General features: G+C 69.4%; 28 protein-coding genes and 1 tRNA gene. 7 read left to right on the top strand and 22 right to left on the bottom strand.

Annotated elements, in window-relative coordinates:
• Nucleotides 1-45 precede the first annotated feature (45 nt).
• Complete coding sequence (tmk, locus tag F4561_RS27125) at nt 46-2,226, top strand: dTMP kinase (protein ID WP_184584304.1); 2,181 nt, start codon at nt 46-48, stop codon at nt 2,224-2,226.
• A 151-nt stretch (nt 2,227-2,377) separates the two neighbouring features.
• On the opposite strand, the gene F4561_RS27120 is transcribed toward tmk, so the two are convergent.
• From F4561_RS27120 to F4561_RS27110, 3 genes are all read right to left on the bottom strand, one after another.
• Complete coding sequence (locus F4561_RS27120) at nt 2,378-2,734, bottom strand: hypothetical protein (protein ID WP_184584302.1); 357 nt, start codon at nt 2,732-2,734, stop codon at nt 2,378-2,380.
• Between the two features lie 19 nt (nt 2,735-2,753).
• Nucleotides 2,754-3,572: a hypothetical protein gene (locus F4561_RS27115; RefSeq protein WP_184584300.1), complete on the bottom strand. Its 819-nt coding sequence runs from the start codon at nt 3,570-3,572 to the stop codon at nt 2,754-2,756.
• Nucleotides 3,573-3,634: 62 nt separating this feature from the next.
• Nucleotides 3,635-5,077, bottom strand: a complete 1,443-nt coding sequence (locus F4561_RS27110) for a DUF6782 family putative metallopeptidase (protein ID WP_184584298.1) — start codon at nt 5,075-5,077, stop codon at nt 3,635-3,637.
• A gap of 182 nt (nt 5,078-5,259) precedes the next feature.
• Here F4561_RS27110 and F4561_RS27105 point away from each other — a divergent pair, with 182 nt between their 5' ends.
• The 3 genes from F4561_RS27105 (at nt 5,260) to F4561_RS27095 (ending at nt 8,455) form a co-directional block, all read left to right on the top strand.
• Nucleotides 5,260-6,432 carry a DNA polymerase III subunit delta' gene (locus tag F4561_RS27105; protein ID WP_184584296.1) on the top strand — a complete coding sequence of 391 codons (1,173 nt, stop codon included), beginning with the start codon at nt 5,260-5,262 and terminating at the stop codon, nt 6,430-6,432.
• A gap of 320 nt (nt 6,433-6,752) precedes the next feature.
• Nucleotides 6,753-8,285, top strand: coding sequence for an alpha/beta hydrolase (locus F4561_RS27100; RefSeq protein ID WP_184584293.1), 1,533 nt, complete (start codon nt 6,753-6,755; stop codon nt 8,283-8,285).
• Between the two features lie 97 nt (nt 8,286-8,382).
• Nucleotides 8,383-8,455: transfer RNA gene (locus F4561_RS27095), tRNA-Thr, on the top strand.
• 66 nt (nt 8,456-8,521) lie between these two features.
• Here F4561_RS27095 and F4561_RS27090 read toward each other — a convergent pair.
• The 17 genes from F4561_RS27090 to F4561_RS33460 form a co-directional block, all read right to left on the bottom strand.
• Nucleotides 8,522-9,679, bottom strand: a complete 1,158-nt coding sequence (locus F4561_RS27090; RefSeq protein WP_184584291.1) for a tyrosine-type recombinase/integrase — start codon at nt 9,677-9,679, stop codon at nt 8,522-8,524.
• Between the two features lie 71 nt (nt 9,680-9,750).
• Nucleotides 9,751-9,951, bottom strand: coding sequence for a helix-turn-helix domain-containing protein (locus F4561_RS27085; RefSeq protein WP_184573461.1), 201 nt, complete (start codon nt 9,949-9,951; stop codon nt 9,751-9,753).
• Between the two features lie 297 nt (nt 9,952-10,248).
• Complete coding sequence (locus tag F4561_RS27080; RefSeq protein WP_221445307.1) at nt 10,249-11,679, bottom strand: DNA primase family protein; 1,431 nt, start codon at nt 11,677-11,679, stop codon at nt 10,249-10,251.
• Nucleotides 11,676-12,611 (bottom strand): bifunctional DNA primase/polymerase, encoded by a 936-nt coding sequence (locus F4561_RS27075; RefSeq protein ID WP_221445308.1) that lies wholly within the window; start codon nt 12,609-12,611, stop codon nt 11,676-11,678. Before F4561_RS27075 ends, F4561_RS27080 begins: the two co-directional genes overlap by 4 nt.
• Nucleotides 12,612-12,691: 80 nt before the next feature.
• Complete coding sequence (locus tag F4561_RS27070; RefSeq protein WP_184573463.1) at nt 12,692-12,940, bottom strand: hypothetical protein; 249 nt, start codon at nt 12,938-12,940, stop codon at nt 12,692-12,694.
• Nucleotides 12,937-13,347, bottom strand: a complete 411-nt coding sequence (locus F4561_RS27065; RefSeq protein ID WP_184573465.1) for an RRQRL motif-containing zinc-binding protein — start codon at nt 13,345-13,347, stop codon at nt 12,937-12,939. Before F4561_RS27065 ends, F4561_RS27070 begins: the two co-directional genes overlap by 4 nt.
• On the bottom strand, nt 13,344-13,520 hold the full coding sequence (locus F4561_RS27060) for a hypothetical protein (RefSeq protein ID WP_184573466.1): 177 nt from the start codon (nt 13,518-13,520) through the stop codon (nt 13,344-13,346). Before F4561_RS27060 ends, F4561_RS27065 begins: the two co-directional genes overlap by 4 nt.
• A gap of 127 nt (nt 13,521-13,647) precedes the next feature.
• Nucleotides 13,648-13,947, bottom strand: a complete 300-nt coding sequence (locus F4561_RS27055; protein WP_184573468.1) for a hypothetical protein — start codon at nt 13,945-13,947, stop codon at nt 13,648-13,650.
• Between the two features lie 184 nt (nt 13,948-14,131).
• Nucleotides 14,132-16,111, bottom strand: coding sequence for an FtsK/SpoIIIE domain-containing protein (locus F4561_RS27050; RefSeq protein ID WP_184573470.1), 1,980 nt, complete (start codon nt 16,109-16,111; stop codon nt 14,132-14,134).
• Between the two features lie 378 nt (nt 16,112-16,489).
• Nucleotides 16,490-17,722: a hypothetical protein gene (locus tag F4561_RS27045; protein ID WP_184573472.1), complete on the bottom strand. Its 1,233-nt coding sequence runs from the start codon at nt 17,720-17,722 to the stop codon at nt 16,490-16,492.
• On the bottom strand, nt 17,703-17,936 hold the full coding sequence (locus tag F4561_RS27040; protein WP_184573474.1) for a hypothetical protein: 234 nt from the start codon (nt 17,934-17,936) through the stop codon (nt 17,703-17,705). The genes F4561_RS27045 and F4561_RS27040 overlap by 20 nt, the downstream gene beginning before the upstream one ends.
• The gene (locus F4561_RS27035; protein WP_184573476.1) at nt 17,933-18,133 is read right to left on the bottom strand and encodes a hypothetical protein; all 201 of its coding nucleotides are present in this window, start codon (nt 18,131-18,133) and stop codon (nt 17,933-17,935) included. Before F4561_RS27035 ends, F4561_RS27040 begins: the two co-directional genes overlap by 4 nt.
• Entirely contained in the window at nt 18,130-18,525 is a 396-nt protein-coding gene (locus F4561_RS27030; protein WP_184573478.1) for a hypothetical protein, read from the bottom strand. Before F4561_RS27030 ends, F4561_RS27035 begins: the two co-directional genes overlap by 4 nt.
• Nucleotides 18,518-18,748 carry a hypothetical protein gene (locus F4561_RS27025; protein WP_184573480.1) on the bottom strand — a complete coding sequence of 77 codons (231 nt, stop codon included), beginning with the start codon at nt 18,746-18,748 and terminating at the stop codon, nt 18,518-18,520. The genes F4561_RS27030 and F4561_RS27025 overlap by 8 nt, the downstream gene beginning before the upstream one ends.
• A gap of 293 nt (nt 18,749-19,041) precedes the next feature.
• Nucleotides 19,042-19,191, bottom strand: coding sequence for a hypothetical protein (locus F4561_RS27020; RefSeq protein ID WP_184573481.1), 150 nt, complete (start codon nt 19,189-19,191; stop codon nt 19,042-19,044).
• A gap of 480 nt (nt 19,192-19,671) precedes the next feature.
• On the bottom strand, nt 19,672-20,265 hold the full coding sequence (locus tag F4561_RS27015; protein WP_184573483.1) for an NUDIX hydrolase: 594 nt from the start codon (nt 20,263-20,265) through the stop codon (nt 19,672-19,674).
• Nucleotides 20,266-20,351: 86 nt separating this feature from the next.
• Nucleotides 20,352-20,642: a WhiB family transcriptional regulator gene (locus F4561_RS33460; protein ID WP_184573485.1), complete on the bottom strand. Its 291-nt coding sequence runs from the start codon at nt 20,640-20,642 to the stop codon at nt 20,352-20,354.
• 538 nt (nt 20,643-21,180) lie between these two features.
• Here F4561_RS33460 and F4561_RS32125 point away from each other — a divergent pair.
• From F4561_RS32125 to F4561_RS27000, 3 genes are read left to right on the top strand one after another with little or no spacing between them, the layout of a single operon-like run.
• A complete protein-coding gene (locus F4561_RS32125; RefSeq protein WP_221446342.1) occupies nt 21,181-21,579 on the top strand; it encodes a GntR family transcriptional regulator in 399 nt (132 codons plus the stop codon).
• Nucleotides 21,576-21,944, top strand: coding sequence for a UTRA domain-containing protein (locus tag F4561_RS32120; protein ID WP_221446341.1), 369 nt, complete (start codon nt 21,576-21,578; stop codon nt 21,942-21,944). Before F4561_RS32125 ends, F4561_RS32120 begins: the two co-directional genes overlap by 4 nt.
• Nucleotides 21,945-21,994: 50 nt before the next feature.
• Complete coding sequence (locus F4561_RS27000) at nt 21,995-22,483, top strand: GNAT family N-acetyltransferase (RefSeq protein ID WP_221445310.1); 489 nt, start codon at nt 21,995-21,997, stop codon at nt 22,481-22,483.
• Between the two features lie 554 nt (nt 22,484-23,037).
• On the opposite strand, the gene F4561_RS26995 is transcribed toward F4561_RS27000, so the two are convergent.
• Together F4561_RS26995 and F4561_RS32115 are read right to left on the bottom strand one after the other, a co-directional pair.
• On the bottom strand, nt 23,038-23,292 hold the full coding sequence (locus F4561_RS26995; RefSeq protein WP_184584289.1) for a hypothetical protein: 255 nt from the start codon (nt 23,290-23,292) through the stop codon (nt 23,038-23,040).
• Nucleotides 23,231-23,440, bottom strand: a 210-nt coding sequence (locus F4561_RS32115) for a hypothetical protein (RefSeq protein WP_221446340.1), incomplete at its 5' end; no start/stop codon positions are given. The genes F4561_RS26995 and F4561_RS32115, both read right to left, overlap by 62 nt.

The raw sequence follows: 23,440 nt of genomic DNA, 5'->3' as shown, positions 1-23,440 counted from the left end.
CATTCAGTGCCCCTCGAGACGGAAGCGTCGATACTCTTTATCGCTATGAGCAGATCTGCATCCCTAGGAGCGCCCGGTGAGGCGCGCAACGTCCTTGCGATCAAACCGTTCCGACGGCTGTGGATCTCGCTGTTGCTCTCCAGCCTCGGTGACTGGCTCGCGCTGTTCGCGCTGATCTCCCTGGCCGCGGTCCTGACGGCGGAAAGCAGCGCGATCATCCAGGCCTCCGTGATCAGCGGTGTCGTCGCGCTCAGGCTCGTGCCGCCGCTCGCCGTCGGCCCGTTCACCGGCGCGCTGACCAACCGGGTCGACAACCGCCTGACGATGGCCATCGGCGACGTGCTGCGCGCCCTCCTCTACATCTCGGTCCCCATCGTCAGCCGGATCGACTGGCTGCTCATCGCCGCCTTCCTGGTGGCGTGCGTTGTCCCGTTCCGAGAGGCCGCCAAGGACGCCAGCGTTCCGGACCTGGTCCCCACGAAGCGGATGGACCAGGCCCACCAGGTCAACATGCTCACCGGATTCGCGACCGCCCCGGTCGCGGCGGTGGTCTTCACCGTCCTGGCCGCTCTGACCACGCTGCTCGCCACCCTGGTCCCGGCGATGGGCGCGCCACAGGCCGGTATCGCGCTGTACGCCAACGGCGCCGCGTTCCTCGCTGCCGCCGTGGTCACCTGGATGCTGCCGGCGGTGAAGCCGGCCGCACCAGAACCGGCACACCCGGAGCCCCAGCCGGCCGGCGAGGTGGACAGCAACGAGCTCACCGCTCCGATGCCGCAGACCCGCGAGGTGCCCGTCGCGCAGCCGGTCCAGCGGCCGACCAGCCCCAGCACCCCCGACAGCTTCGTCCTGCGCACCCTCTGGAAGGGGATGCGGTTCGCCGGAACCACGCCGGTGGTGCGCGGACTGGTGCTGGGCATGCTCGGCTCGTTCGCGCTCGCCGGCGTGCTCCTGGGCACCGGCCGGGTGTTCGCCGACCGGTTGGGCGCCGGCAACGCCGTATTCGGCGTGCTGGTCGCCGCGTTCTCCATCGGAATGGCGCTGGGGGTCTACTTCGGACCGCGCGTACTACGCGGCCTCAGCCGCCGCCGCCTCTTCGGCCTGTGCCTCGGGGTGTCCGGTATCGCGCTGTTCCTCGCCGGCCTCATCCCGAACCTTGTCCTGGCCGCCGTTCTCGCGGTGATCGTCGGCACGGGCGCGGGCATCGCGTGGGCGGTGGGCCTCTCCCTGCTCGGCCAGGAGCTCGAGGAGGACGTCCGGGACCGCACGTTCGTCTACCTGCACGCGGCCTCGTGGACGCTGCTGCTGCTGTTCGCGGCGCTGGCGCCGCTGCTCGCCGGGGTGATCGGCGACTACCCGCTCGCGGTCCGCGACCTCTCCTACGACTTCCTGGGTTCGGGAGCGGTGCTGATGGGCACCGGCCTGCTGGGCGTCGTGCTGGCCGTGCTCGCCTACCGGCAGGTGAGCGAGCGCGCCGAGGTTTCGTTCCGGACCGAGCTGATCGCGGCGCTGCGCGGGGTCCCGGCCACACCGGCCAAGGAGGCCGAGAAGCTGCCCGGGACCTTCGTCGTCCTCGAAGGCGGCGAGGGCGCCGGGAAGTCCACACAGGTCGGGCAGTTGACGGTGTGGCTGCGCGAAGAGGGGTTCGAGGTCGTCACCACGCGCGAGCCGGGCGCCACGAAACTGGGCATGCGGTTGCGGGCGCTGCTGCTCGACAAGGACGACATGACCATCTCCGCGCGCACCGAGGCGCTGCTGTACATCGCGGACCGCGCGAACCACATCGAAGAGGTCATCCTCCCGGCGCTGCGGCGCGGGGCCATCGTCATCAGCGACCGCTATGTCGACTCCACCATCGCCTACCAGGGCGCCGGTCGGGACCTCGACAGCGCCGGGGTGGAGATGATCAACGCGTGGGCTACCGAGGACCTGATCCCGCACCTCACCGTGCTGCTGGACCTACCGGTCGAGGACGGGCTCGCGCGGGTTGGCGGGAGCACCGACCGCATGGAGTCGGAGCCCCAGGAGTTCCACACGCGCGTCCGCAAGGGCTTCCGCGATCTCGCCGAGCGCGACCCCGGCCGGTACCTGATCGTTGACGCCCGGATGTCCCAGGAAGAGGTCACCCGGGAGATCCAGCGCCGCGTGCGGCCGCTGCTTCCCGACCCCGTCCCGCAGGACGCCGAGGCGATCACCGGCATGATGCCCACCATCAAGACTGACTAGGGCCAGTTCCTCGGAGTGCTTGGCTGCCAGGGCCGGGCAAGGAGCGCCCGCGCCTCGGGCGGTCCCGAACGTCACGGGTGTGCGGCCCGGGAGAGTGCCCCGGTCCGCACGCGCGTGTGTACGGCGGCTGGAGCCGGACAACCTGGCGCGTTCAACGCCGGATGAAGGCCCTGCTTGACGGAAGCAGGAGCAGGATGAGCACCGTCAGGCCGTAGGCGAGGCCGAGCACGCCGAAGGGATCGCCCGCGATGACCCGGTTCATCTGGTAGAACACGAGCCCCACCAGAGCGGTGACCGCGATGCCGAGAACGACACGGCCGGCGCGCGGGAGGAGAGCGGCGTAGGCCCCGCAGGCCAGGGCGAGCAGCGCCTGGAGGCTGGCCGAGCCCGCGCCGAAAGCGCCGCCGATATAGAGGATGCTTGCCAGCGCTCCCATCAGCAGGAGGACGGCCATGCCCCAGAGCATGCCGCGCGCGACGGTGAGGGGGCGGGGGACTCGGGAGGTCATGGTGGGGTCCTGTGTCGGTCTACTCGACGAACATCACGGGAAGGCCCGTGGTGTGGGTCTCGCTGTCCCCGTCGAGCGCTCCGTTGGCCGAGACCGTGCCGGTCCAGCTCCGGAGGGTGTCGCTCTCCTGGTAGTACACGGTGACGCGGTATCCGCCGTCGTCGTCCTGTTCCGCCGCGGGTTCGGCGATGACGTCGCGCGCGCCCTCCCGGGCCTTGCGGACCTCCTCCTTGACGTCGGGCAGCGGCGCGTGGTCCAGGGTGAGGTCGTCGGAGTCCTTCACGACGGCCCGGAATGTGCCGGCGTCGCGGGTCGTGAGGACGTAGAACGTGACCGCCGCGATCGCGGACTCCTCGGAGTCGACCTCGATTCCCGCTGACTCCACGAAGATGTCGTAAGCGTCGGGGTTGCCGGTGAGGGAGATGGTCGTTTCGTCGGAGTCGGTGGCGACGTAGTGGAATGCCGGGTGGTGTTCCCTGTAGCGGATGTTGAGGAGCGTCCAGCCGTCGGGAACGAAACTGTTGGCCTCCTCCTTGGCGTAGGTCGTCGCGCCATCGGCGATCTCCCGCGCGATCGTGGTTTTTCCCTCGCTCCAGAGCTCGTCCACCAGGTCCTGGCGCTCGCGCTGGTACTTCGCGGACTCGGGGACCTGGGGGGCGTCACTGGGATCGTTGCTCGGCGCCACGACGTCCTCCTGCGGGGCTCGCTCCTCGTCGCTCGACGCCGAACATGATCCGGTGGTGAGTACGACGAGGGTACACGCCGCCACCGCGATGATGCGGGTCGCTTGCTTCGGGATGGTGGTCCGCGTCGACCGGTCGTCGACTGTCGATGACATCGGTACCTCTCGGCGCGAGTCACGTGGTGGTGACGAGGCCATTGGGTACCGCGCACGGCGGCCTAGTCTCCTCTGGCCAGGTCCCATGATTCCTCGAACTGGTCACGGTAGGTTCCCCCGCCGGGCACGGGAGCATCACCGATGTACTCGGCCATGCCGTCCACGGCCTCCTCCTCGGCGCGGGCCCTGGCTTGTTCGTTGCTGAGGCCGTCGTCCCGGCTCCGCTCCAGGGCCTCCTCGTACAGCGACACGTACATGCTCTCCTGGGGGGTTTCCGGAATCCTGCGTCCTTGCGCGCGAAGTTCGTCGGCGAACGCGTAGCCGGCCGCCTGCGCTTCGGCTTCGTCGCGCAACCAGGCTGTCGTGAACTCCTCCCTGGACGCCTCGTGGACGGTCGGCAGCGAGGAGTGGTTGGTGGCGTGGTGCGCTTCGTGGGCGATGACGACCGCCGGCCACGGTGTGTCGGCGAACTCGGAGTTGATCCTGATCGTGTTGTCGCTGGAGCGGTAGAAGCCGTCAGCGCCGCCCGCGTCGTCGACGAACTCGATCTCGACCCCCAGTTCGTTCAGTTCGCGGTTGATCCGGCGCCCGTTGGGCGTGGAGATCAGCAGCTCACGTGCGCGCGCGACGGGGATGAGGGCAGCGGCATCGTCGGCGGCCCTGCGGTCCTGTTCCGCCTGCTCCTGAAGATCGTAGTCGTCGGGATTGGCTTCGGCGGCTCTCTCGGAATCCTGCGCGGCCTCCTCCGCCCGATCCGCGTGACGCTCCGCAGCGCGGAGATTACCGTTGTTGGCGGCGGTTCGAGTCCCGTTCAGGTGGGTTTGTCCTGTACCGCTCTTGGGTTTGGTGGGTAGGAACCGGGTCAGGCCCAGGCCAAAGATGGAAGCGGCGCCCAGGACCACGGTGCGGGCGGTGGACCGGTCGTCGTAGGCGTTGTTGTGGTCCTCGATGGGGCCGTCGGCCCATGACTCATAGGCGTCCTGGGCCGCGCCCCACGGGTCGGTGACGGTGGTGACGAAGGAATCGCGGACGCCGCCCCAGGTGCCCCGGAACTCTTCGTTGTTGCAGATGTGCACCAGGCACGCGGTTCCCTGTATTCCGTCCCAGGTGTCGACGACGATGTCGTTGGCCTCCGAGGCCGCGCCCTGGCCCCAGTCGCACACACGCTGCCAGGCCCCGCACTCGTAGCTCCGGCGCGGGCCGTCGTTGTCCACGTCGAAGTACTGTGTGGGCGGATCGCCGGAGGTGGTGGGGGCGGAGGGGGTGGATCCCGTCTCCGGATCGCTGCCAGGGGAGGGCTTTCCTGCCTGGTCGGTCACGCGGGGCCCACCGCAGTTGTCCGCTTTTCCGGCGACGCAGTCGAGGGCGTACGAGATGGTTCCGGCGACGCGAGTGTGCAGGCCGGTGGTGCTTACCCCGATGAGTATCGCCGCGACCAGCAGGAGTACGGCGGCATACTCCGTGAAAGAGGCTCCCCGGTCGGGAACGTGGATCCGCCGCAGCAAAGTGGTGCACCCGTTCGTGTTGTGAGAGCGCGAAAACCCCCAAGCAACTTATCGGGACTGCTGCGCGGCGAAAAGACCCAAAAAGGAACCAAATTCCGCCCCATAGTGTTGGGCCCGAGGGCCTACTGGTGCGGCGCCGCGGGCGCGCCGGGTGTCCCCGCTGGGTTCTATGCTGAACAGCGATGAGCGTCTTCGACGACCTGGTGGGCCAGGACACGGTGATCGGCCAACTGCGTTCGGCCGCGCGTGCGGCGAACGCGTGGTTGGCGGGCGGCACGGGGGAGGGGATGACGCACTCGTGGCTGTTCACCGGACCACCGGGCTCCGGCCGGTCGGAGGCCGCGCGCGCGTTCGCCGCCGCGTTGCAGTGCCCTGACGGTGGCTGCGGGCACTGCGACTCCTGCCACCAGGTGCTCAGCGGTACGCACGCCGACGTCCTGTTCGTCCGGCCCAGTGGACTCAGCTTCGGCATCGATCGCACCCGCGAGCTGGTGCTGCAGGCCGCCTCCCGCCCCACCGGAGGACGATTCCGTGTCGTGCTGTTCGAGGACGCCGACCGCGCGACGGAAGGTGCGTCGAACGCGCTGCTGAAGGCGGTCGAGGAGCCCTCCCCCCGCACGGTGTGGCTGCTGTGCACCCCCACGGCCGAGGACATGCTCGTCACCATCCGGTCCCGATGCCGCCAGGTCACCCTGCGCACCCCGACGACCCGGGCGATCGCCGAGGCGCTGGAGCGCCGCGACGGCGTCTCCTCCGAGGTCGCGGCCGAGGCGGCGCGCGCGTCGGCCGGCCAGCTCGCGCGGGCGCGGCAGCTCGCCACCGATCCCGAGACCCGCGAGCGGCGCGCGGAGGTGCTGTCGATCCCGGCGCGCCTCGACAGTCTCGGCGCCTGCGTCTCGGCCGCCGCCCGGCTGTACGAGCTCGCCGAGGCCGAGGCCAAGCTCACCACGAGCACGCTCGACGAACAGGAGCGCGACGACCTCAAGGCCGCGTTCGGCGAGGGAGGCACCGGTAAGGGCGTGGCCAAGGCCGTCCGAGGCGCCGCGGGGGCCCTGAAGGACCTGGAGCAGAGCCAGAAGCGCCGCGCCACCCGGATCAAGCGCGACACCTACGATGTCGCGCTGCTGGACCTCGCCGCGTTCTACCGCGACGTGCTCGCCGTTCAGATGGGCGCCGACGTGGAGCTGGCCACCGCGGAGCAGCAGGACGACCTGCGGCGGGTCGCCCGCGCGGGTCCCCCCGAGTCCACGCTGCGTCGCATCGACGCCATCATGGAGTGCCGCGAGCGCATCGCCGCCAACGTGCATCCCCAGATCGCTCTCGAAGCCATGACGTCCGCCCTGTACCTGGGTTGAGGCGCCGTCTACGGCAACCCGCGCCTCCGGGCCAGCGCATCACCGCTGTCAGCGCGCGGGGCGCTGGAGCCGAGAAGCCCCATGGAACGGCGGTTCCCCGAGGGCGCGACACGGATGATCGCCCCTTCTCCGGCGCGGCACCCTCGATGCCCATGGGCGCGTGCTGGCGATCGGGAGCTTCAAGGGTGGGAGCCGTCGTCCGATCGCGCCCGTCCTCGTAGGGTGGCCCTGTGGGCGTGGTCCGGAGCGGCGACCGCCCCTCGCCAGCAGAATGAGGCTGCGTGCCGCTCGGGCGCGGCCGCGGACGAGAACGGATCCCAGTGAGTAGAACCGCATGGCTGAGCACCGGAGCCGCGCTGGCGTTGCTCGCGGTGGCCGGGTGCACCAGCGTGGACAGGGCCGGCGGCGACACCGCTGGTGAAGACGCGCTGCGGGAGTTCTACCAGCAGGAGGTTACCTGGCAGGAGTGTGGCGAGGGTTTCGAGTGCGCCACGTACCAGGTCCCGCTCGACTACGCGGAGCCCGACGGGGAGCGTCTGGACATCGCCGTGCGGCGGCTGCCGGCCGCCGCGGAAGACGCGGTGGGGTCGCTCGTGGTCAATCCCGGCGGGCCGGGCGGGTCCGGGGTCGACTACGTGGGCGCCGCCGATCAGATCGTCAGTGAGGAGGTGCGCGAGCGGTTCGACATGGTCGGGTTCGACCCGCGCGGTGTCGGGCGGAGCGCGCCGGTCGAGTGCCTGGACGAGGACGGGCTCGACGACTTCTTCGGCGCCGAGGTCGACACCGAGGACGGGGACGCCGACATGACCGAGGTGACCGACTCCGGGCTGGAGGAGCTGGAGGAGCTCAACCAGGAGTTCGTCGAGGCCTGCGAGCGGAACTCCGGCGAGCTGATGATGCACCTGGAGACCGCGAACGTCGCTCGCGACATGGACGTGCTCCGCGGTGTCCTCGGCGACGACGGCCTGAGCTACCTCGGTAAGTCCTACGGAACCGCCATCGGGGCCCATTACGCCGACCAGTTCCCCGATCGGGTGCGGGCGCTGGTGCTCGACGGCGCCGTCCCGCCCGAGACGGACCCGTTGGAGATGAGCGTGCAGCAGGCCGGCGGCTTCGAGACCGCGCTGCGCGCCTTCATGGCCGACTGCCTGGGGGAGGAGAACTGCCCCCTCGGCGAGCCCGGCGACGACGTGGACGACGGGGTGGCCGAGCTCGCCGACCTTCTCGCCGACGCCGCGCGCGATCCCCTGGACAGCACGCTGGACGACGGGCGCGAAGTGAACCGGGCCCGCGCGGAGCTGGGCGTGACCGCCGCGATGTACCAGGAGGACCTCTGGCCCCGGCTCCGGACCGCTCTGGCCGACGCGTTCGACGGGGACGGTACCGGGCTGCTGGAGCTCGGCGACCGGCTCTACGACCGGCGCCCCGACGGCAACTACGAGAACATGTCGGCCGCCCTCATTTCCGTGAACTGCTCCGACTACGCCAGCCCGCGCGACATCGAGAGCTACGAGGAGGCTTCCGCCGAGGCCGCCGAGGAGTCCCCACTCTTCGGGGCCTCGTTCGCCTGGGGCGCCCTTCCCTGCGCGTATTGGCCCGAGGAGGCCGTCGCGGAGCCCGCCGAGCTGACCGGGGAGGGGGCCGATCCGGTGCTGGTGGTCGGCACCACACGCGACTCGGCGACCCCGTACGAGTGGTCGGAGGAGCTGGCGGCGCGGCTCGACTCCGGCGTGCTGCTCACCCGCGACGGCGACGGGCACACCGGCTACCAGAGGGGCAACGAGTGCGTTGACGCGGCGGTGGACGCGTACCTGCTGGAGACGGAGGTTGTCGAGGACGGCACCGTGTGCTGACGCGCCGGGTCCGGACAGCCGAACGAGAAATCATGTACTGGCCAGACCGTGAAGCACGCTAGACTAGACCCCGGTTCCGCCAGCGAGCGGAAGCCATGCCGCCTTAGCTCAGTCGGTAGAGCGATTCACTCGTAATGAATAGGTCGCCGGTTCGATTCCGGCAGGCGGCTCAGGCGAAACGCCACCCCATGACGGGGTGGCGTTTCGCGTTGGTGGCCAAAAAGGTGGCCAGTCGCCTACTCGGCGAACAGGTCGCCCATGATGTCGACCCCCTCCATGATCACCGGGTGCAGCTCTTTGCGGTAGACGAGTTCGGTCGTGTTGGTGCTGCTGTGGCCGACCAACCGCGCGATGTCTTCTAGGTGCGCGCCGTTGGCGGACATGAGCGACACGAAGCTGTGGCGCAGCTCCCGGGGTGTCCACGACCCTTCGACCCCGGCGGCTCGCACGATGGCCTGGAAGTCGCGCCGCACGTTGTTCACGTCCAGCTTCTCCCCGGTCCGGGTTCGGAACACGAGATCGGTGTCAGGCCAGCGCTTGCCGGCGGCCTCCTGTTCGGCCTCCTGCGCTTCCCGATGGGCCCTGAGCGCGGCCACCACGCGCGGCGGGAGAGCAAGCGTGCGGCGGCTCTTCTTCGTCTTGGTGTCCCCTCCCTTGCGGACGGAGTGCCAGACCGCCACGTGCGGTGGGCCTGCGGGCGGGTCGAGGTGGACGTGTGACCAGGTGAGTTCGCGGGCTTCCTCGGTGCGCACGCCGGTCAGCAAGGACAACACGAGGTAGGCGTGCAGGCGGCGCCCCTGGGCGGTCGACAGGATCGCCCTGGCCTGTTCCAGGTTCAGAGCCTTGCTGGGGCGTCCGGCACGGCCTTCCGGAACCTCCTTCACCAGCTCAGCGACATTGCGCAGGACCTTGTTGCGCCGCTGAGCGTGGGTGATCGACCGGCGTAGCAGGTCCAGGCACTGCTTAAGGGATGCCGTTGCCAGGTGTTCGGCCCGTTCGTCCAACCAGTCGTCCACGTCGTCGGCGGTCAGCTCCCGAAGCTTGGCTTTGCCCAGTTGAGGAATGACATTGTTCGCGGCCAGCGAGTGGTACTTGGTGACTGTGGCCGTGCTGCGCGCCTTGAGGCCGCGCTTGAGCCAGTCGTTCACAGTGTCGGCAACCGTGTAACCGGGGGACGGCCTGATTCCGGTCTCGTGTTCTTCGCGCAGATCTCGTAGAGCGTCAAGAACTTCGTCCTTGGTGCGGCCGTAGGCCACGGGTCGGCGCCGTTTGCCTGACGGGGTGGTCCCAAGGGAGATCTCACCCCGGTAGCACCCCTTCGCCTCATCCCAGTAGACCGTGCCCTGCCCAGCATGGCCCCTGGGTTTCCTCGGTTTGGGTTCCTTGCTCCCCATGCTTCCTAGTACTCCTGTTCTGGATCGGAAAGTCAGATGGCCGCTCCCAGCGGGAGCGGCCATGCGAGGTGTCAGGCGGCGTCGACTTCGGTCTTGAGCAGGTTGATATAGGCGTCGATGGCGTCTGCGGTCACGCGCCGGTTCTTGCCGGTACCGACGGTGGCGAGGCGTCCGGTGCGGATCTCGGCGAACAGGCGGGTCCGTCCCATTGACAGCACGTGCGCGGCCTCGGTGAGGGTGAACAGCCGCTTAGGCAGATCCTGAACCGTCATGATGATGGTGCTCCTTTGCGGGAGTTGGGGTCCCGGCGGTGTGCTTGGCGGCTACGCCGGGACGCTGATGTGTGGGTGGGTGGGTGAGGTAGGTCGGTGAGGGGGCACGTCCTCCCTTCTTTCTGGTTGAGGATGCGGGCGGCGTGTTGTTGGTGTCACATTGCTGTGGGTCGCGGACCATCGAGGACCACGTCTGTGACCTGCGGGTTTGTGAGGGTGATGTGAGGGTCATCGCGGACCATCGAGGACCAAGGGTGGTCCTCGATGGGCTAGGACTGGCCGTGAGAAAATGCCTGGTCATCGAGGGTGGTCCTCGATGGTCCGCGACCCAGACGATTGTGGGGCCACTTTTGCGAGCGTGATCCCGATGTAGACCACGACGCGTTGCCCGTCGTCGGCGCGTGGCTTGCCGCGCCGCAACTGCGGCAACACGGACTGAAGGTTGCGCCCCAGCATTTGTTTGGTGCCGGTCGGGATTCCGGAGTCTTCGGCCCACTGCCGCCATGCGTTCCACACCTCGTCCACGGATGCCTGGCAGTTGGGCCCGGTCTGGCAGCACTCGCGCACGAACGCCGAGACCGGGCTGGCGGTGTCCTGCATGGTGGTGACTGCCTCACGGGAGGATTCCGGCTGGGTTATCCGGCCGGTCTGCTCCAGTCTCGCCAGACCATCGAGGGCCCAGTTGAGGATGCCGGGCATCTCCGCAGCCAGCTTGCCTGTGAGGGCGGTGTCCTCCTTACCCAGCCACGAGGTGGTCATGGTGAGCACGATGAACCGGCGGGCGATGACCCCGGAGGAATCACCGAAGTTGGGCAGCTCGTTGGACAGCACCATCAGTCGGGTCGAGAGCTTCCCTGTCCAGGGCTGGCGGTACTTGCGGTCGATGTCGATGGTGTCCTCACCGCTAATGGTCAGCAGCCGTTCCACGACCTGGCTGTTGTCCCTTCCCGACAGGCGTGCGTCGGAGATGACCGCGAGGGGCTTGCCGACCAGCGTTGAGAGCCCGAAGTTGGTGGCGAGTCCGGCGAGAGTGGGCCCGGCCATGTTGCTGCGGCCCACCAGATCGGCCAGCACCCGCGCCAGTGTGCCCTTGCCTGAGCGCGTAGGTCCCACGGCGAGGAGGATCTTCTGCTGATCCGTGCGTCCCGAGAGCACGTAGCCGAACCACTCCTGCAGCGCGGCGATGGACTCCGGGTCTTCGGGCCACAGTTGGTGCAGGAAGCGTTCCCAGGTGGGGGCGCTGGCGTGCGGGTCGTAGCTGTAGGGCACGGAGACAAGGTTGAAGAATCCCGGGTCCAGGGGCAGCAGGGCCCGGTCCCGGATGCGCAGCAGCCCGTTCTGGCAGGCCACGATCGGGCTCCACTCCTGCTCGCCGTCCGGGGTGTCGAGCCAGGCAGGAGGGTCAACTTCGGTCGGCACCAGCATCAGCGCTCCCAGAGCATCGAGCAAGTTGGCCAGCTTCGTCCGCGTCGGCGCCCACTCGCGCACTTCGGGTTCGCCCTTAGGGTTCACTCCGGTGTAGGTGGCGTGCTCCAGCCTGCAGTACAGCTCTGCGCGGACCTGCTGTTCGTCCATCTCGCGCCAGCAGGTGCGGTCCCAGTACATCCACGATCCCCGCCAGCGGCGGCGCAGCAGGCGCCCGTGCTCGTCCTTCCAGTCGGGGGCGAGGTGCCGCGCAACAGCCATCGGGTTCGACGGCGCCGGAACCTCGTCGGATTCGAGGGTCATGCGGTGGGCTTCCCTCCGGTGTGCAGGCCATTGGTGACGGCGCGGCGGGCGTATGCCTCGGGGACGCCGACCGAGACGGCGGCCGTGACGATCTCGGCGCCGACGCGGTCCAGGCCACAGGGCCCGGGGCAGCGGACGTGCAGGCCTGCGAGGAACCGGGCGACCCCGAATGCCTGTGATGCGGCGCCGTGGTGGGTGCGCTCACGCACCATGGCCAGTCCCCGGTCGAGCCCCGTGCGTACGTAGCGGTCGGTGTGGCGGCAGCCGGTGGCCACCGTCCGGTCCCAGGTGCGGTGGGGCTCGTCCAAAGAAACCACCCCGGCGCTACGCCCCAGCGAGGTGGCTTCTTCTCCCCCCGCCAACTCCCGGACGGTGTGCGGCAGGTCTACCGGGGTTCCGGTGCCGTGTCCGCGCCAGCGGACATAGGACATGCGCGACTTGATGTCCACACCGGGCCGGACCGCGTTGGCTGAACGCATGGCGCCGCGGTAGATCCAGTGCTGTCCACGGGTGGTCGCCACCGTCTGGGTTGGAGGCAGGACGCCCTGCGCCCAGGCGATGGCGTCGGTATTGTCGAGGTCCACGACAGTCAGGGCAGCCCCGCCGGGGTGGTAGGCCACGGCCACCGCCTGGTGCCACGCCGCAGCCCAGGCGGGGGAGGTGATCACGGTGGGGTTGGTGGTCGCAGCGGCCCACCCGTGGCAGGGTGCGGGACATTGGCAGGTGCCCGCGCTCTTCATGTGGGGGCGCCCCCCGCACGCGGTCTCCTTGCAGGTCGGGCAGTTCCCGAGCGGGGTCTTGCCCGCTCGCAGCGGCAGCACGGGCACCCCCGAACTGGCCAAGGTCAACGCTGTGCTCAACACATCGGTGCTCACGCCCGCGTCGTGGTCGAGGGCGTTGTTGGGTGGGTCGGGCACGGCCGCGAGTGTCATGATGGAAGTGCTCCTTTGTGGGAGTAGGCCCCGGCGGTGTGCTTGGCGGCTACGCCGGGGCCGCGCCATGCGTGCACGAGCTAGGCGCCCGTGGGTGGGAGCCCGTTCGAGGGGCCAGGCCCGCCGGTGGACGGCCCGGCAGCGTGGGTGATGACCTCCATGTAGAGACGGACCCGCTCCGGGTTGCCCCGGCGGTTGGCATACGGCTGGGAGCAGTCCAGAACGGTGATGGCTTCCACCTGGTTGAGGACGTCGGCGAGCGCGGCAATGTCGGCGGGAAAGCCTTCCAGGCGCACCTTGACCGGCAACGGGTAGCGGGCCATGCTCACGCGGCCACCTCCAGTTCCCAGGTTTCGGGGGTGAGCCCGTAGGCGCAGTTGGGGCACTGCCCCAGCGAGGTAGGGATGCAGTAGTTGAACACCAGCCCACAGGTGGGGCAGGTGCGCCGTGCTCGCAGCGCCAACGCCACCGCGCGCTCACGCCCGGGGGTCATTGGCCGCTTGGGCTTGGCCCGGCTGATCCGGTACAGCAGCGCGGTGCGCACTCCGCTGTGGCCGGCCCGGCGGGAGCGCCACATCAGTTGCGCGGCCGCTTCCTGGCCATTGGGGCGCAACCCGAGCGCGGCAAGCTGGGTTCGGGTGGCCAGGTCCGCATCGAAGGTGAAGGCCCATCCCCAGGGGTAGGTGGGGATGCCGTAGCGCTGGCCGGTGGGGTCGAGGAACCGTGCGGGGCTCACGCCTCACCCCCGGACTGGGTCGGGTGATCTTCGTAGGTGCGGCATAGGTTGGCCAGGGCCAGCACGGCTTCTCCGCGGGCGCGGTCGCTTTCGGGGAGTTGGTAGCCGTGTTTCTCCAAGGTCTGGAAGACGTCGTGGATGAGTCCGAACGTGAACCGTGGATCGTCGGGCATCGGGATGTGCTCCTTTGTGGGAGTAGGCCCCGGCGGTGTGCGTGGCGGCTACGCCGGGGTGTTCGCGGGCCGGGTGGTCCCCCCACCACCTACCTCGGGTGCGGGTGGCAGAGGCACCGGCCGGATTTCAGGCGGCGGCCGCGGCCGGTGCGCTCAGCAGGGTCGCGGCGTGGGTGGTCAGGGTGTCGGCCAGTGCGTCGATGGCGTCCAGGTCGCGGCGCTGCTGGGGGCTCAGCGCGGCGGCGATCTCGGTCCGGGTGGCCACGAGCGTGGCCTGCCAGTGGCCGCGCCAGGGGTGGCGCATGTCCGCGGCTGAGCCGACGAGCACCCGCTCGTCGTCACTGAGCGCGATCACCACATCGGGTGGTGCGGTCTCGCTCAGGGCGGCCAGGATGTGGATCGCGGTGATCTCGGGCATGGGGTGCATGCGTTCCTCCTCGCCCCGGTGCACCCGGGGCGGTCTCGCGGGGGTGTCTGGGGGCTCCTCTAGGACGCCTATGGGTCCTAATCAGCAGGTCATGATGGGTCTACAGGGCTAGGCGCACCCCCTAGAACCTAGGCCCGAAATGTCTAGTTCTAGGGGGTCGCCAGAGGGCGGCGTAGACGCCGTGTCAGGCCCGTTCCAGGGCGGCCTGGATGTCTGAGCGGCGGTAGCCGTTGCGGTTGCGGCCGTCGATGTCGAGCTGGACCGGGGTGACTCCCAGTGGCCGCAGCGTGGTCGACAGCCGGCCTGCGTCCCAGTCGGCGTACTCGCTGGAGACCTTGGCCAGGGCGGGCAGCAGGTCGGCAGTGTGGGCACCCTTGGGGGTGTCGCCCATGGCTTCCAGTAGCGCGCTGAGCAGCCGCACCTCGGGCCGGTCGGCGGTTTTGGGCAGGGTCCCGGCCTCTTCACGCAGGGAGTGGGCGCGGTCGGCGAGCTGCTGGAGCTCGCCGCGCTCGGGGTCGATGAACGCCGCCCGTGTCTGGGTAGGCGTGCCACCTTCGGCCAGGACGTATCCAGCGCCGCGCTGGTCGGGCTCGAACAGCGCGGCGCTGTAACCACGCCCGGCCCATCCCGAGCCCAGGATGGTGTCGGATGCCATCGGGGTGGTGCAGCGCAGCGCCCACCGGATGCTCAGGATGTCGCGTAGCCGGGTGGGCACGACCTCGGCGGCCGGGCGCTGGGTGATGACGCCGGTGATGATGCCGGCGGCGCGTCCCCGGCCGACGATGTCGGCGATGAGGATCATGATCGCGTCGTTGGTCTTCTTGTCCGCCCCGGCGGTCCAGTACTGCACCTCATCGATGTGCAGGACGATCGGGTGCAGGTTGTGCTTCTTGGCGATCTGTTCGGTGATCTTGGGGACGCCCAGCTTGCGCAGCAGCGCATAGCGGCGGTCCATCTCGGTCTGGATGTGCTCCAGGTAGGCGAGCATGGCGTCCTGGCGGCGGTCGGTGAGCACCCCAGCGGCCAGGGGTTCCCACGCCATGAGATCGAAGCCGAACTTGCCATCGGCCAGGTACACCTGCACCCGGGGGTCGAGGAAGAAGAACCCCAGCACGTTGTTGGAGGCCACGGACTTGCCGCCGCCGGGTTCGCCGCCGATCAGGTAGGACCGTTCGACCATGGAGAAGGCGACTTCGCGGCCACGCGGGTCGCGCCCGGCGAAGAGCTTGTCGCGCCAGATGTCGACGCGTCCGTCGCGGGTCAGGGTGAGCGGGTTGACGATGCGCTCGCCCTGCATCGGGTCCTCGTCGGCCACCCACAGCTTGACCCGACCGTGGTGGCCCTTCACCGGGTCCAGGGCGACCTGGACTTCGTCCACGCCCATGGCGCCGGCCAGCTCCCCGCGGCGCTTGGTGGCGTGCTTGAAGGTGGTGCCCGGCGGCAGTTCGACGTTGGCCTCCCACGCGCCATCGGTGCGGGTGACCGGGCCGACGATGCGCAGGTCGTCAATGCTCTTGGCGAGCTTGGCGGAGACCAGGGCCTTCTTGACCTCCTTACCGGACGGGTTGGCCCCCAGCGTCTGGTGGCCGGCCTCGGCGGCTCCCAGGGCGCGCCGGCGGCGCTCGTCGGCCCCGGTCACCGCCAGCACCAGCAGCAGCACCAGGATCGGCACGGCCGGGGAGAGCAGCACCCACGACGCCGCACCCGCGGCCGCCGTGGCCCCGCCCACACCGGCCGCCCACATCCGGCGTGCCCTGCGGGTGTCCAGCACGAGCTTCGGGTTCGTGGCGAGCTGCTGGTCCAGCTCGCGGGCGGTCACCCAGCGCCATGCGGCCCCGGTGGCGCGGGCGGCGCCGATCCCGCCATAGACCAGCTCGTGGCGCAACACAACGCCGGCCAGGCGATCCGGACGCCGGGCCACCTGCGCGGCCCGCTGCCCCAGCACACGGGCGGACCCGGAGAACTCCGGACGCAACGCCACCGAGGGACGCGGCCGGGCATCGGTGATCTCGCCCTGGACCACCTCATCCGGTGCGGTCTCAGTGGTGGGGACCTCGGTCACCGTCGTCCCCGCGGCTCGGTGACCGCCAGGGAACGCGATCACCTCAGCCTCGCTCGTATCGTCGCGCTCCTGGTCGTAGCGCTCGGCTTCTGCGTTGGGCATGGTGGATGCACCTCCAGGTGAGGGAGCGGGCGGCGGCTGGTCTTGGCGGACGTAGGGGCCGCCGCCCGCGTGAATGGTTGGTGTTAGGCGAACTCGTCGTCGAACAGGGACGGCTGGTAGCGCATCCCGTAGTCCCGAAGCTCCCGCGGCTGGTGCCGGGTCAGGGTCGTGCTCATGCGGCCTCACCCCACCGGGCGACCAGGCCACGGCGTCGCACCACCAGGCGCACCCCGGCCTCATGCAGCGCGGCGGCATCCTGGGCCCCGGCCGCGCTCTGGGTGGCCAGGTGCCACCCACACCGGCAGGTCGCCAACCCGTGCGGGCCCCGCCCCCGCCGATGTCGCCGCGGCAGCACGTAGAAGCTCACCGCTCGGCAGGTCATCGCGCACCCCCGTCCATCTCGGAGCGGGCACGCCGCACCGTGGAGGGGTGCACACCCAACTCGGTGGCGATGTCGCTGGTGCGCGCATCAGGGGTGCGCGCCAGGATCGCGGCCACCTGCGAGCGGGTTGCCGCGCCCCGCTCACGCGCGGCCGCACTCGCGCGCTCGGTGCCACGCGCATCGCCCTGGTCGGCATCGGTTTGCGCGGGCGTGCGCGCATCCAGAACGCGCTCGGTGGAAGCCCCACCGTCCTCGGCGCGGGCGCGCGCCGCACCGTGCGGACCGTCGTGCGCGGGTCCGAGGCGCACCGGCGCGGCGCCACCCTCGGGGCCCTCGCCGCGCTCGGCCAACCACTGCTCGATCTGACTCGCGGCGTCTTCGGCCTGGGTGCGCACCCAGGCCTCCGGGCTGGACGCCTGCGCGTGCTCGTCGGCGAAGGGATCGCCTTCCGTGGCGACCTGACGCAGCTCGTCCTCGTCGCTGTCGTTGACCGCAGCCGCGTTGGTGCGGACCGCCCGGCTGCTCACGTCGGAGACCAAGAAGGCGAAGGCCCCGGCCGCGCCCGCGCCTAGCGCGCACAGCGCATTGATCGGACTCACGGCGGCCCCGGCGACCCACCCAGCGAGGTTGGCCACTATCGAGGTCGCCAGCGGCGCCACCACCAGGGCCAGCAGCACCCGATGGCGCCACCCCTCCCACGTGGGGGCGTCCGCGTTTTCCTCGGCTGCACTGGCCTGGTCGATGTGGCTCCGGTAGAGGATCGCCACCGTGGTCATCACGGTCAGGCACACCTCCGCGAGGTAGCCCGCCAACGCCGGGCCACCGGTGTGCACGCTGACCGCCGCCAGCCCCATCGCGGACCCGGCACTCAACGCCACCGAGGCGGCCAGGGCGCCACCGAGGAACCGGCGCCGCCCCTGCTGCAGGGTCGTGACCGCCCGCGCCGGGGAGATGCTCTCCCGCGCGGCGGCGATGGCCTCCAAGGTGCGCTCAGCGTGTGCGGCACGCCGGTCAGCAACCCGGCCCCGGCGCACCGCGCGCCGGTGCGCCGCCTCCAGTTCGTCGCGCTGCTGGGCATCCCGAAGCGTGTCGTGGTGGGCCCGCACCGCAGGGTTGGTGCGCGGATCGGCCAACAGGTCCTGATACTCGGTGGCCGCCAGAGCCGCGGCCTGCTGGGTCTGAGCGGCCACGTCAGTGACCACGCTGGGCTCACGACGTCGACGGAACATCGCCCCTCACCTCCTCGCGGATCGTGGTCACTGCACGCTCAGCGCGGTCCCGGACCCGCTCAGCCTCCCGCAGGGCCTCCAGCTCGTCGCGGGTCTCGCACAGCCACTCGTGCAGCATCGTCGGGTCCACCGCGGCCAGGTCGGCCAGCTCCTCAGCACTGCGATCGGTCAGCGTGACCAGAGTGCCCAGCGCGCGGTTCAACAGGACGTTCATGCGCCACCACCCCCTTGGAAGGTGGCGCTGGGCAGTGCCAGCGGACGCGCGGCCAGATCAGCCAACGCATCCAGCGCCAGCGCCGCGGCGGCCAGCGGCAGCGCCACCAGCCGCAGCACGGTCACGATCAGGGTCAGCAGCAGCGCTACCAGCAGCGTGACCGCGCCGGCGCGCTGGATCAGGGAGGTGGTGCTCACGCCAGACCACTCCCTTCTGGGCCGTCCAGGTCATCGAGGCGTTCGGCCTCCTCGGGGGTTTCACCGAGATCGGCCAGCGGCACCCAGTGGGCCGCGGGCACCCAGCCCGCGTGCTCCTCATCGAGGGGGGCCACGCACACCCACGTCATGGACAGATCGGGCGTGCGGTCCAGCCGTGCGACCTCGCAGCGCCCCAGCTCGGGGTGGTAGACCTCGCTGCCTGGGGCGAACCACACGGGGAACACCCGGATGATGCGCGGCCAGAACCGCCACGGCATGACCATGACCGCGTAGCGGTCACCCGCGGCGGTCGCCACCACGTGCGCCAGCAGGCCGGTCCCCAGCGCGGCCAGGCCCAGCACGACGACATTCAGCGGGCTCAGCTCAGCCATTGCTGGGCACATCCCCGGGCATGGCGTCACCGTCGGCGCGCCGGTCGTCGCTGGCGAAGGTCTCAATGGCGCGGTTCTGCAGCACCGCGGGCGTGGTGACCGCGCTCGGGTGCTCACGCGGGTCGGTCTCGAAGAACGGGTCACCGCCCCCGGCGATGGCCATGTCACGGAAGCGGTCCCCGGCCTCGTCAATCGCGGGCAGGATCGGTGCGTTCTCGGTCATGAAGTGCTCCTTTGTGGGAGTAGGCCCCGGCGGTGTGCGTGGCGGCTACGCCGGGGCCGCGCTGGTGTGGTGGTCGGGGCAGGAAACGACTGTGCTGGTTCCTGGCCCGCCCCGGCTCATGCTCGGGGCGGGGGGCGGGACGGCAATCTGGGTGGTGAGAACGGACCAGACGGTCCCCCCCCCGCCCACGGGTGCAGCTCGCTCCCGCGGGCAGAGGCGCCGACCGGGTGCGAACACAAGCGCCCCCGGGGATCAGGCGCGGCTGGTCCCCAGGGGGCGCGGTTCGGTCGGTGTCAGTGGTTCTTGTGCTCAGCCCATTCCGCCGGGCTGGCGGGGTTGTACCACCCGCCGCACCGGCAATACGTCAGCCCAGGCATCTGGGCCACCGTGGTGGTGACGATGGTGTAGGCGGTGGCGCACAGCGCGTACAGCATGGTCGTCACCCCCGCACGTGGGTCGGATCCACCTGGCAGATCCACCCGCCGGCAGCGCCGATGCTAGTGCCGGGCAGCATGGGCTGGCCGCAACAGGTCGGGGCCGAGTGGATGATCGGGGAGAGCAGGGCTCGTAGCATGGGGGCGCATCCTTTCTGGGGTGCGGCCCCGCCGGCGGTTGTCCAGACGTACCGGCGGGGCCTTGTCATGTCGGACCGGGCGGTCCCCCCACCACCCCGCGTTCCGGCGGGGTGATAGAGGCGCCGGCCGGTCAGCGGGTGGGGATCAGATCCCGTGTGAGTCGTAGTGCTTGCCGAGCAAGATCGTTGGCACCTCAGCACCGCAGATCGAGCACGTCGTAGTCCTGGACCAGGTCACGTGCAGCTGGAGCATGGAGAGCATGGTTGTGTCCTTTCGTAGGAATGGAGAAGGACCGGTCGGTCCCCCCGCCACCCGCCACACGAGCGGGCGGCAGAGGCACCGGCCGGGTCACACGCGCCGGGTGGCGACCTGGGCGGCGGACACGAGGCGGTCGCCCATCCAGTAGGACTCGGGTGGGGTGGTGTAGAGGCGGCGCAGGAGCACCCGCTGTAGATCGACCACGTAGACGACGCCCGCGGTGTGCAGCAGCTCGAGCCACACCGGTTCCAGGCCCGGCTCGGCGGCGAACCCCTCGTCGGTGATCTGGCCGCGGGCGTAGGAGATGGTGCGCACCGCCAGGGCGTGGATCTCCTCTTCGGAGTACCAGGCCGCGCCCTTGGTCTCGATCGGATCGGGGGCCAGGGTGCCCGTCACTGTCGCCGTGGCCAACGACCAGTGGTGACCGGGGATAGGGGCCGGCGGGGAGGCGCACAGGTTGGGCAGCCACCCCTCCCACACCATCTCGTGGTGGGTGACGACCAGGCCGGTCTCCTCGGCGACCTCGGCGGCCAGAGCTGCCGCGGGGTCGTCGTGGGCATCGGTGACGTGGCCGGCGACCGGGGCGATCCCGAGCGGGTACCAGCCGCGCTCGATCATCAGCATGCGCCCCTGGTCATCGGTGACGATGACGCCGACCGAGGTGCCACAGCAGCGAGAAGGCATGAACAACTCCTTGCGGTTAGGCGGGGTGTGGACCGGTCGGTCCCCCCGCTGCCCGCTAGGGGCGGGCAGCAGAGGCGCCGACCGCCTCAGGCAGCGGGGCCGTACACCTTGGCGAACACCTGGATTTCGTCGGGGGTGTATCCGGCGTAGATCCCGTGCTCGGGGCGGGTGCGCACCGCGTAGGCCAGGCACAGCCAATAGACCGGGCACTCCAGACACAGGGCCGCGGCCGACTGTTCACGCAGCGCCCGTTGGGCCTTGGACTCCCGCTGGTCCGGTTCGAAGAACAGTTCCGGATCGGCGCGGCACGGTGGATCAGCGCTCACGATGCTGACGTAGAGCTGATCAGTACTCAGCTCGTTCGGGTCCGCTCTCACGAGCACCTCCTCTCTGAAACCAGCGCGGTCCCCGCGCTGAACTTGCTGGTGTGGGCCGTGTAGCCCCGACACCGCCCCCGAAGGGGCGGATCGGCGTCACACGGACGCAGATGTGACGACGTGGCCCATTCCGTCCCGCCAACCGGTGGGCTGGCGAGGGCACGCAAGGCGCGTGCCCGTGGGCCGCTCATGGTTGTTACGCGGCGTCGTCTACCGCGCGGCACCGCCCGTTCCTCTCGGCTCGCCACGTGTCCCCGTGACCTCTCCTCCGAGGTAGTTCGCCTGGGCGCATAGGACAGTGGTCGCCACAGACGTATCGGCGGTGCTCTCTCTATTGACTTGCCAAAACACCAGCGCACCGGCGCTTCCACACCCAACGGGCAACCGTCGAGGAGTCTGTCTTCCGGGCTTTGACCGTTCATGCCTTCTTGATCGGCTTGACCGGTCAAGAAGAAGTCAAGCATGTGCCTACCTGACCGGTCAAGAGTGCTCGCTGATATTTTGTACGTACAAGCCGAACGAGTCTGATGGGTGTCTGATGGCGAACACCGACCCGCTGTACATGCAGGTCACGAATGATCTGCGTAGCAAGATCAACTCTGGTGAGTTGGCACCGGGGGCCACGATCCCTTCCGAGCACGAGTTGATGGAGCAGCATCAGGTCTCGCGGCACACTGCGCAGAAGGCATTGAGCCTTCTCACCAGCGAGGGACTCATTACTGCAGGCCAAGGGCGCCGGCGGGAGGTTCGCCGGCGGGAGCCTGCCGCGTATCGTCCTCAGGAAGAGCTGCTGCCGCGCGCTCAGCATCCGGAGATGGATCAGTTCCTGGAGCGTTTCTCGAACGAGGACAGGGCTCCACGACAAGACATCAGCGTCTCGGTCCTGGTGCCATCGCTCGCGATCGCGCGCCGACTGGGCCTAGCCCCGAGGACTTGACGATCGTCCGGCGACGGGTGCGCTACCTGGACGGCGAAGCGTCGTACATCAACGACACCTATTTCCCACACAGCCTGGTCAAGGACAGCGAGATCGCCGATCCTCGCGATCTCGCACGGGGAACCCTGCGGATCCTGCAGGACTTGGGATACCGCCAGGACCGCATTCTGGACGAGATATGGATCCGAATGCCGACGAATGACGAGAGTGAGAGGCTTTCGCTTCCTCCTGGCACCACCGTAGCCGAACATGTCCGCACGGGCTACACCGCTGAGGGCACACCCATTCGGTGCGCTGTATCGATCCTGCCTGGGGACCGCCACGTGATCGCCCTGGAGTTCGACATGCCCGCGGACTGGACATGACCTTTGGCGTGCGCCAGGCAGTCGCAGCCGACGCAGGTCGGGTCGCTGACTTGCTTGCGGGAGCGAGCACCTGGCTTGCGTCATGGGGGTCTGACCAGTGGCAGTACCCACCTCCAGTCGACGTCATCGACCGCGACCTGAAGCGCGGAGCGCTCTACGTCGTCACCCGGAACGACAACGGAGAAGTTGTCGCGTCTGCCACCATCGACACGCACGCTGACCCTGACTTCTGGGTCAGCGAGGACCACCCGGATGACGCTCTTTACATTCACAAGATGGCGGTCGACCGCCGGTGGTCTGGTCGCAGGCTCGGAGGAGCACTGCTTGACTTCGCTGCAGAACTCGCTGAAGAGCGCGAGCGCTCTTGGGTGCGCCTGGACGCTTGGAAGACCAACCCTGAGCTGCATCGTTACTACACGAGCCAGGGATTCACGCTACTGCGCATCGTGGACCTGCTGCACCGTCAGTCTGGGGCCCTGTTCCAGCGGGACGCCAAGGTGAGGAGATCAGGTGTCTCGTTGCGACGGCAGAGCCCGTAGGTAGGGCTGGTCCTGCTCGATGGGTTCTGTCCCGTTCGTTCAGGTGCACGACGGGGCCTCGCTGTTCCCCGGCTGAGGCTTCTGCTTCACGCTCGCAAAAGTGGCCCCACAATCGTCTGGGTCGCGGACCATCGAGGACCACCCCCGATGACCAGGCATTTTCTCACGGCCAGTCCTAGCCCATCGAGGACCACCCTTGGTCCTCGATGGTCCGCGATAGGCCTCACACCACCCTCACAAACCCGCAGGTCACAGACGTGGTCCTCGATGGTCCGCGACCCACAGCAATGTGACACCAACTTAAGCCATTCGTTCGGGTGTGCGATGGGGCGTGGCTTCTTCCCGGTTGAGGTGCGCACGACCCGGGGCTCGCCCCCGACCGTTCACGTCTCCGCGGTGGATTGGGGGACGGCGATGCTCGCGGTCGTCGCGCTGAGGCGCACACAGAGGGCTGTTCACAGGAATCCCCGAAGGATCGGGCCAACGGGGATGTGATCTTGTTACGGGCCAACCGAGCGTTTCGAGCGATAATGGTGTGGTCGCACCCTCGATCGTCAGGTACGAGGGCGGACCGCCACGACCCGGACGTGATCGACGTAGAGGGTCACAACGGCCTCGACGCGTGCGGTCAGCAGGACACCGTGATACGGGATGGGGCCGACGCCACCGGGCATGTAGGGGTCCACTTCGAGGGTGGGATCGTCGGCGGAGGCCAGGCTCAGAAGCGCCGTAGCGACTTCATCGGCTTCAGTCGCTGGCAGTTCCTGGATCTGCCGACGGGCCAGGGGCTCCAGGGTGATCGGCCGCACCGCCGCTGTCCTCTCCGTCTCCGTTGCTGAACAGGGCGTCCCACTGGCGCCGAAAGTCGTCGGCGTCGGTGGCGTCGATGGTGACCGATCCTTCTGGGGGCGGGGCTCCCAGGACCATCCGGCCATAGGAGGCGTAGACGGCCTGGAT

Source organism: Lipingzhangella halophila, from assembly GCF_014203805.1.
Classification (GTDB): Bacteria; Actinomycetota; Actinomycetes; order Streptosporangiales; family Streptosporangiaceae; genus Lipingzhangella; species Lipingzhangella halophila.
Note: the sequence above shows the minus strand (reverse complement) of the source record. Positions and strands in the feature narration are given on the sequence as shown.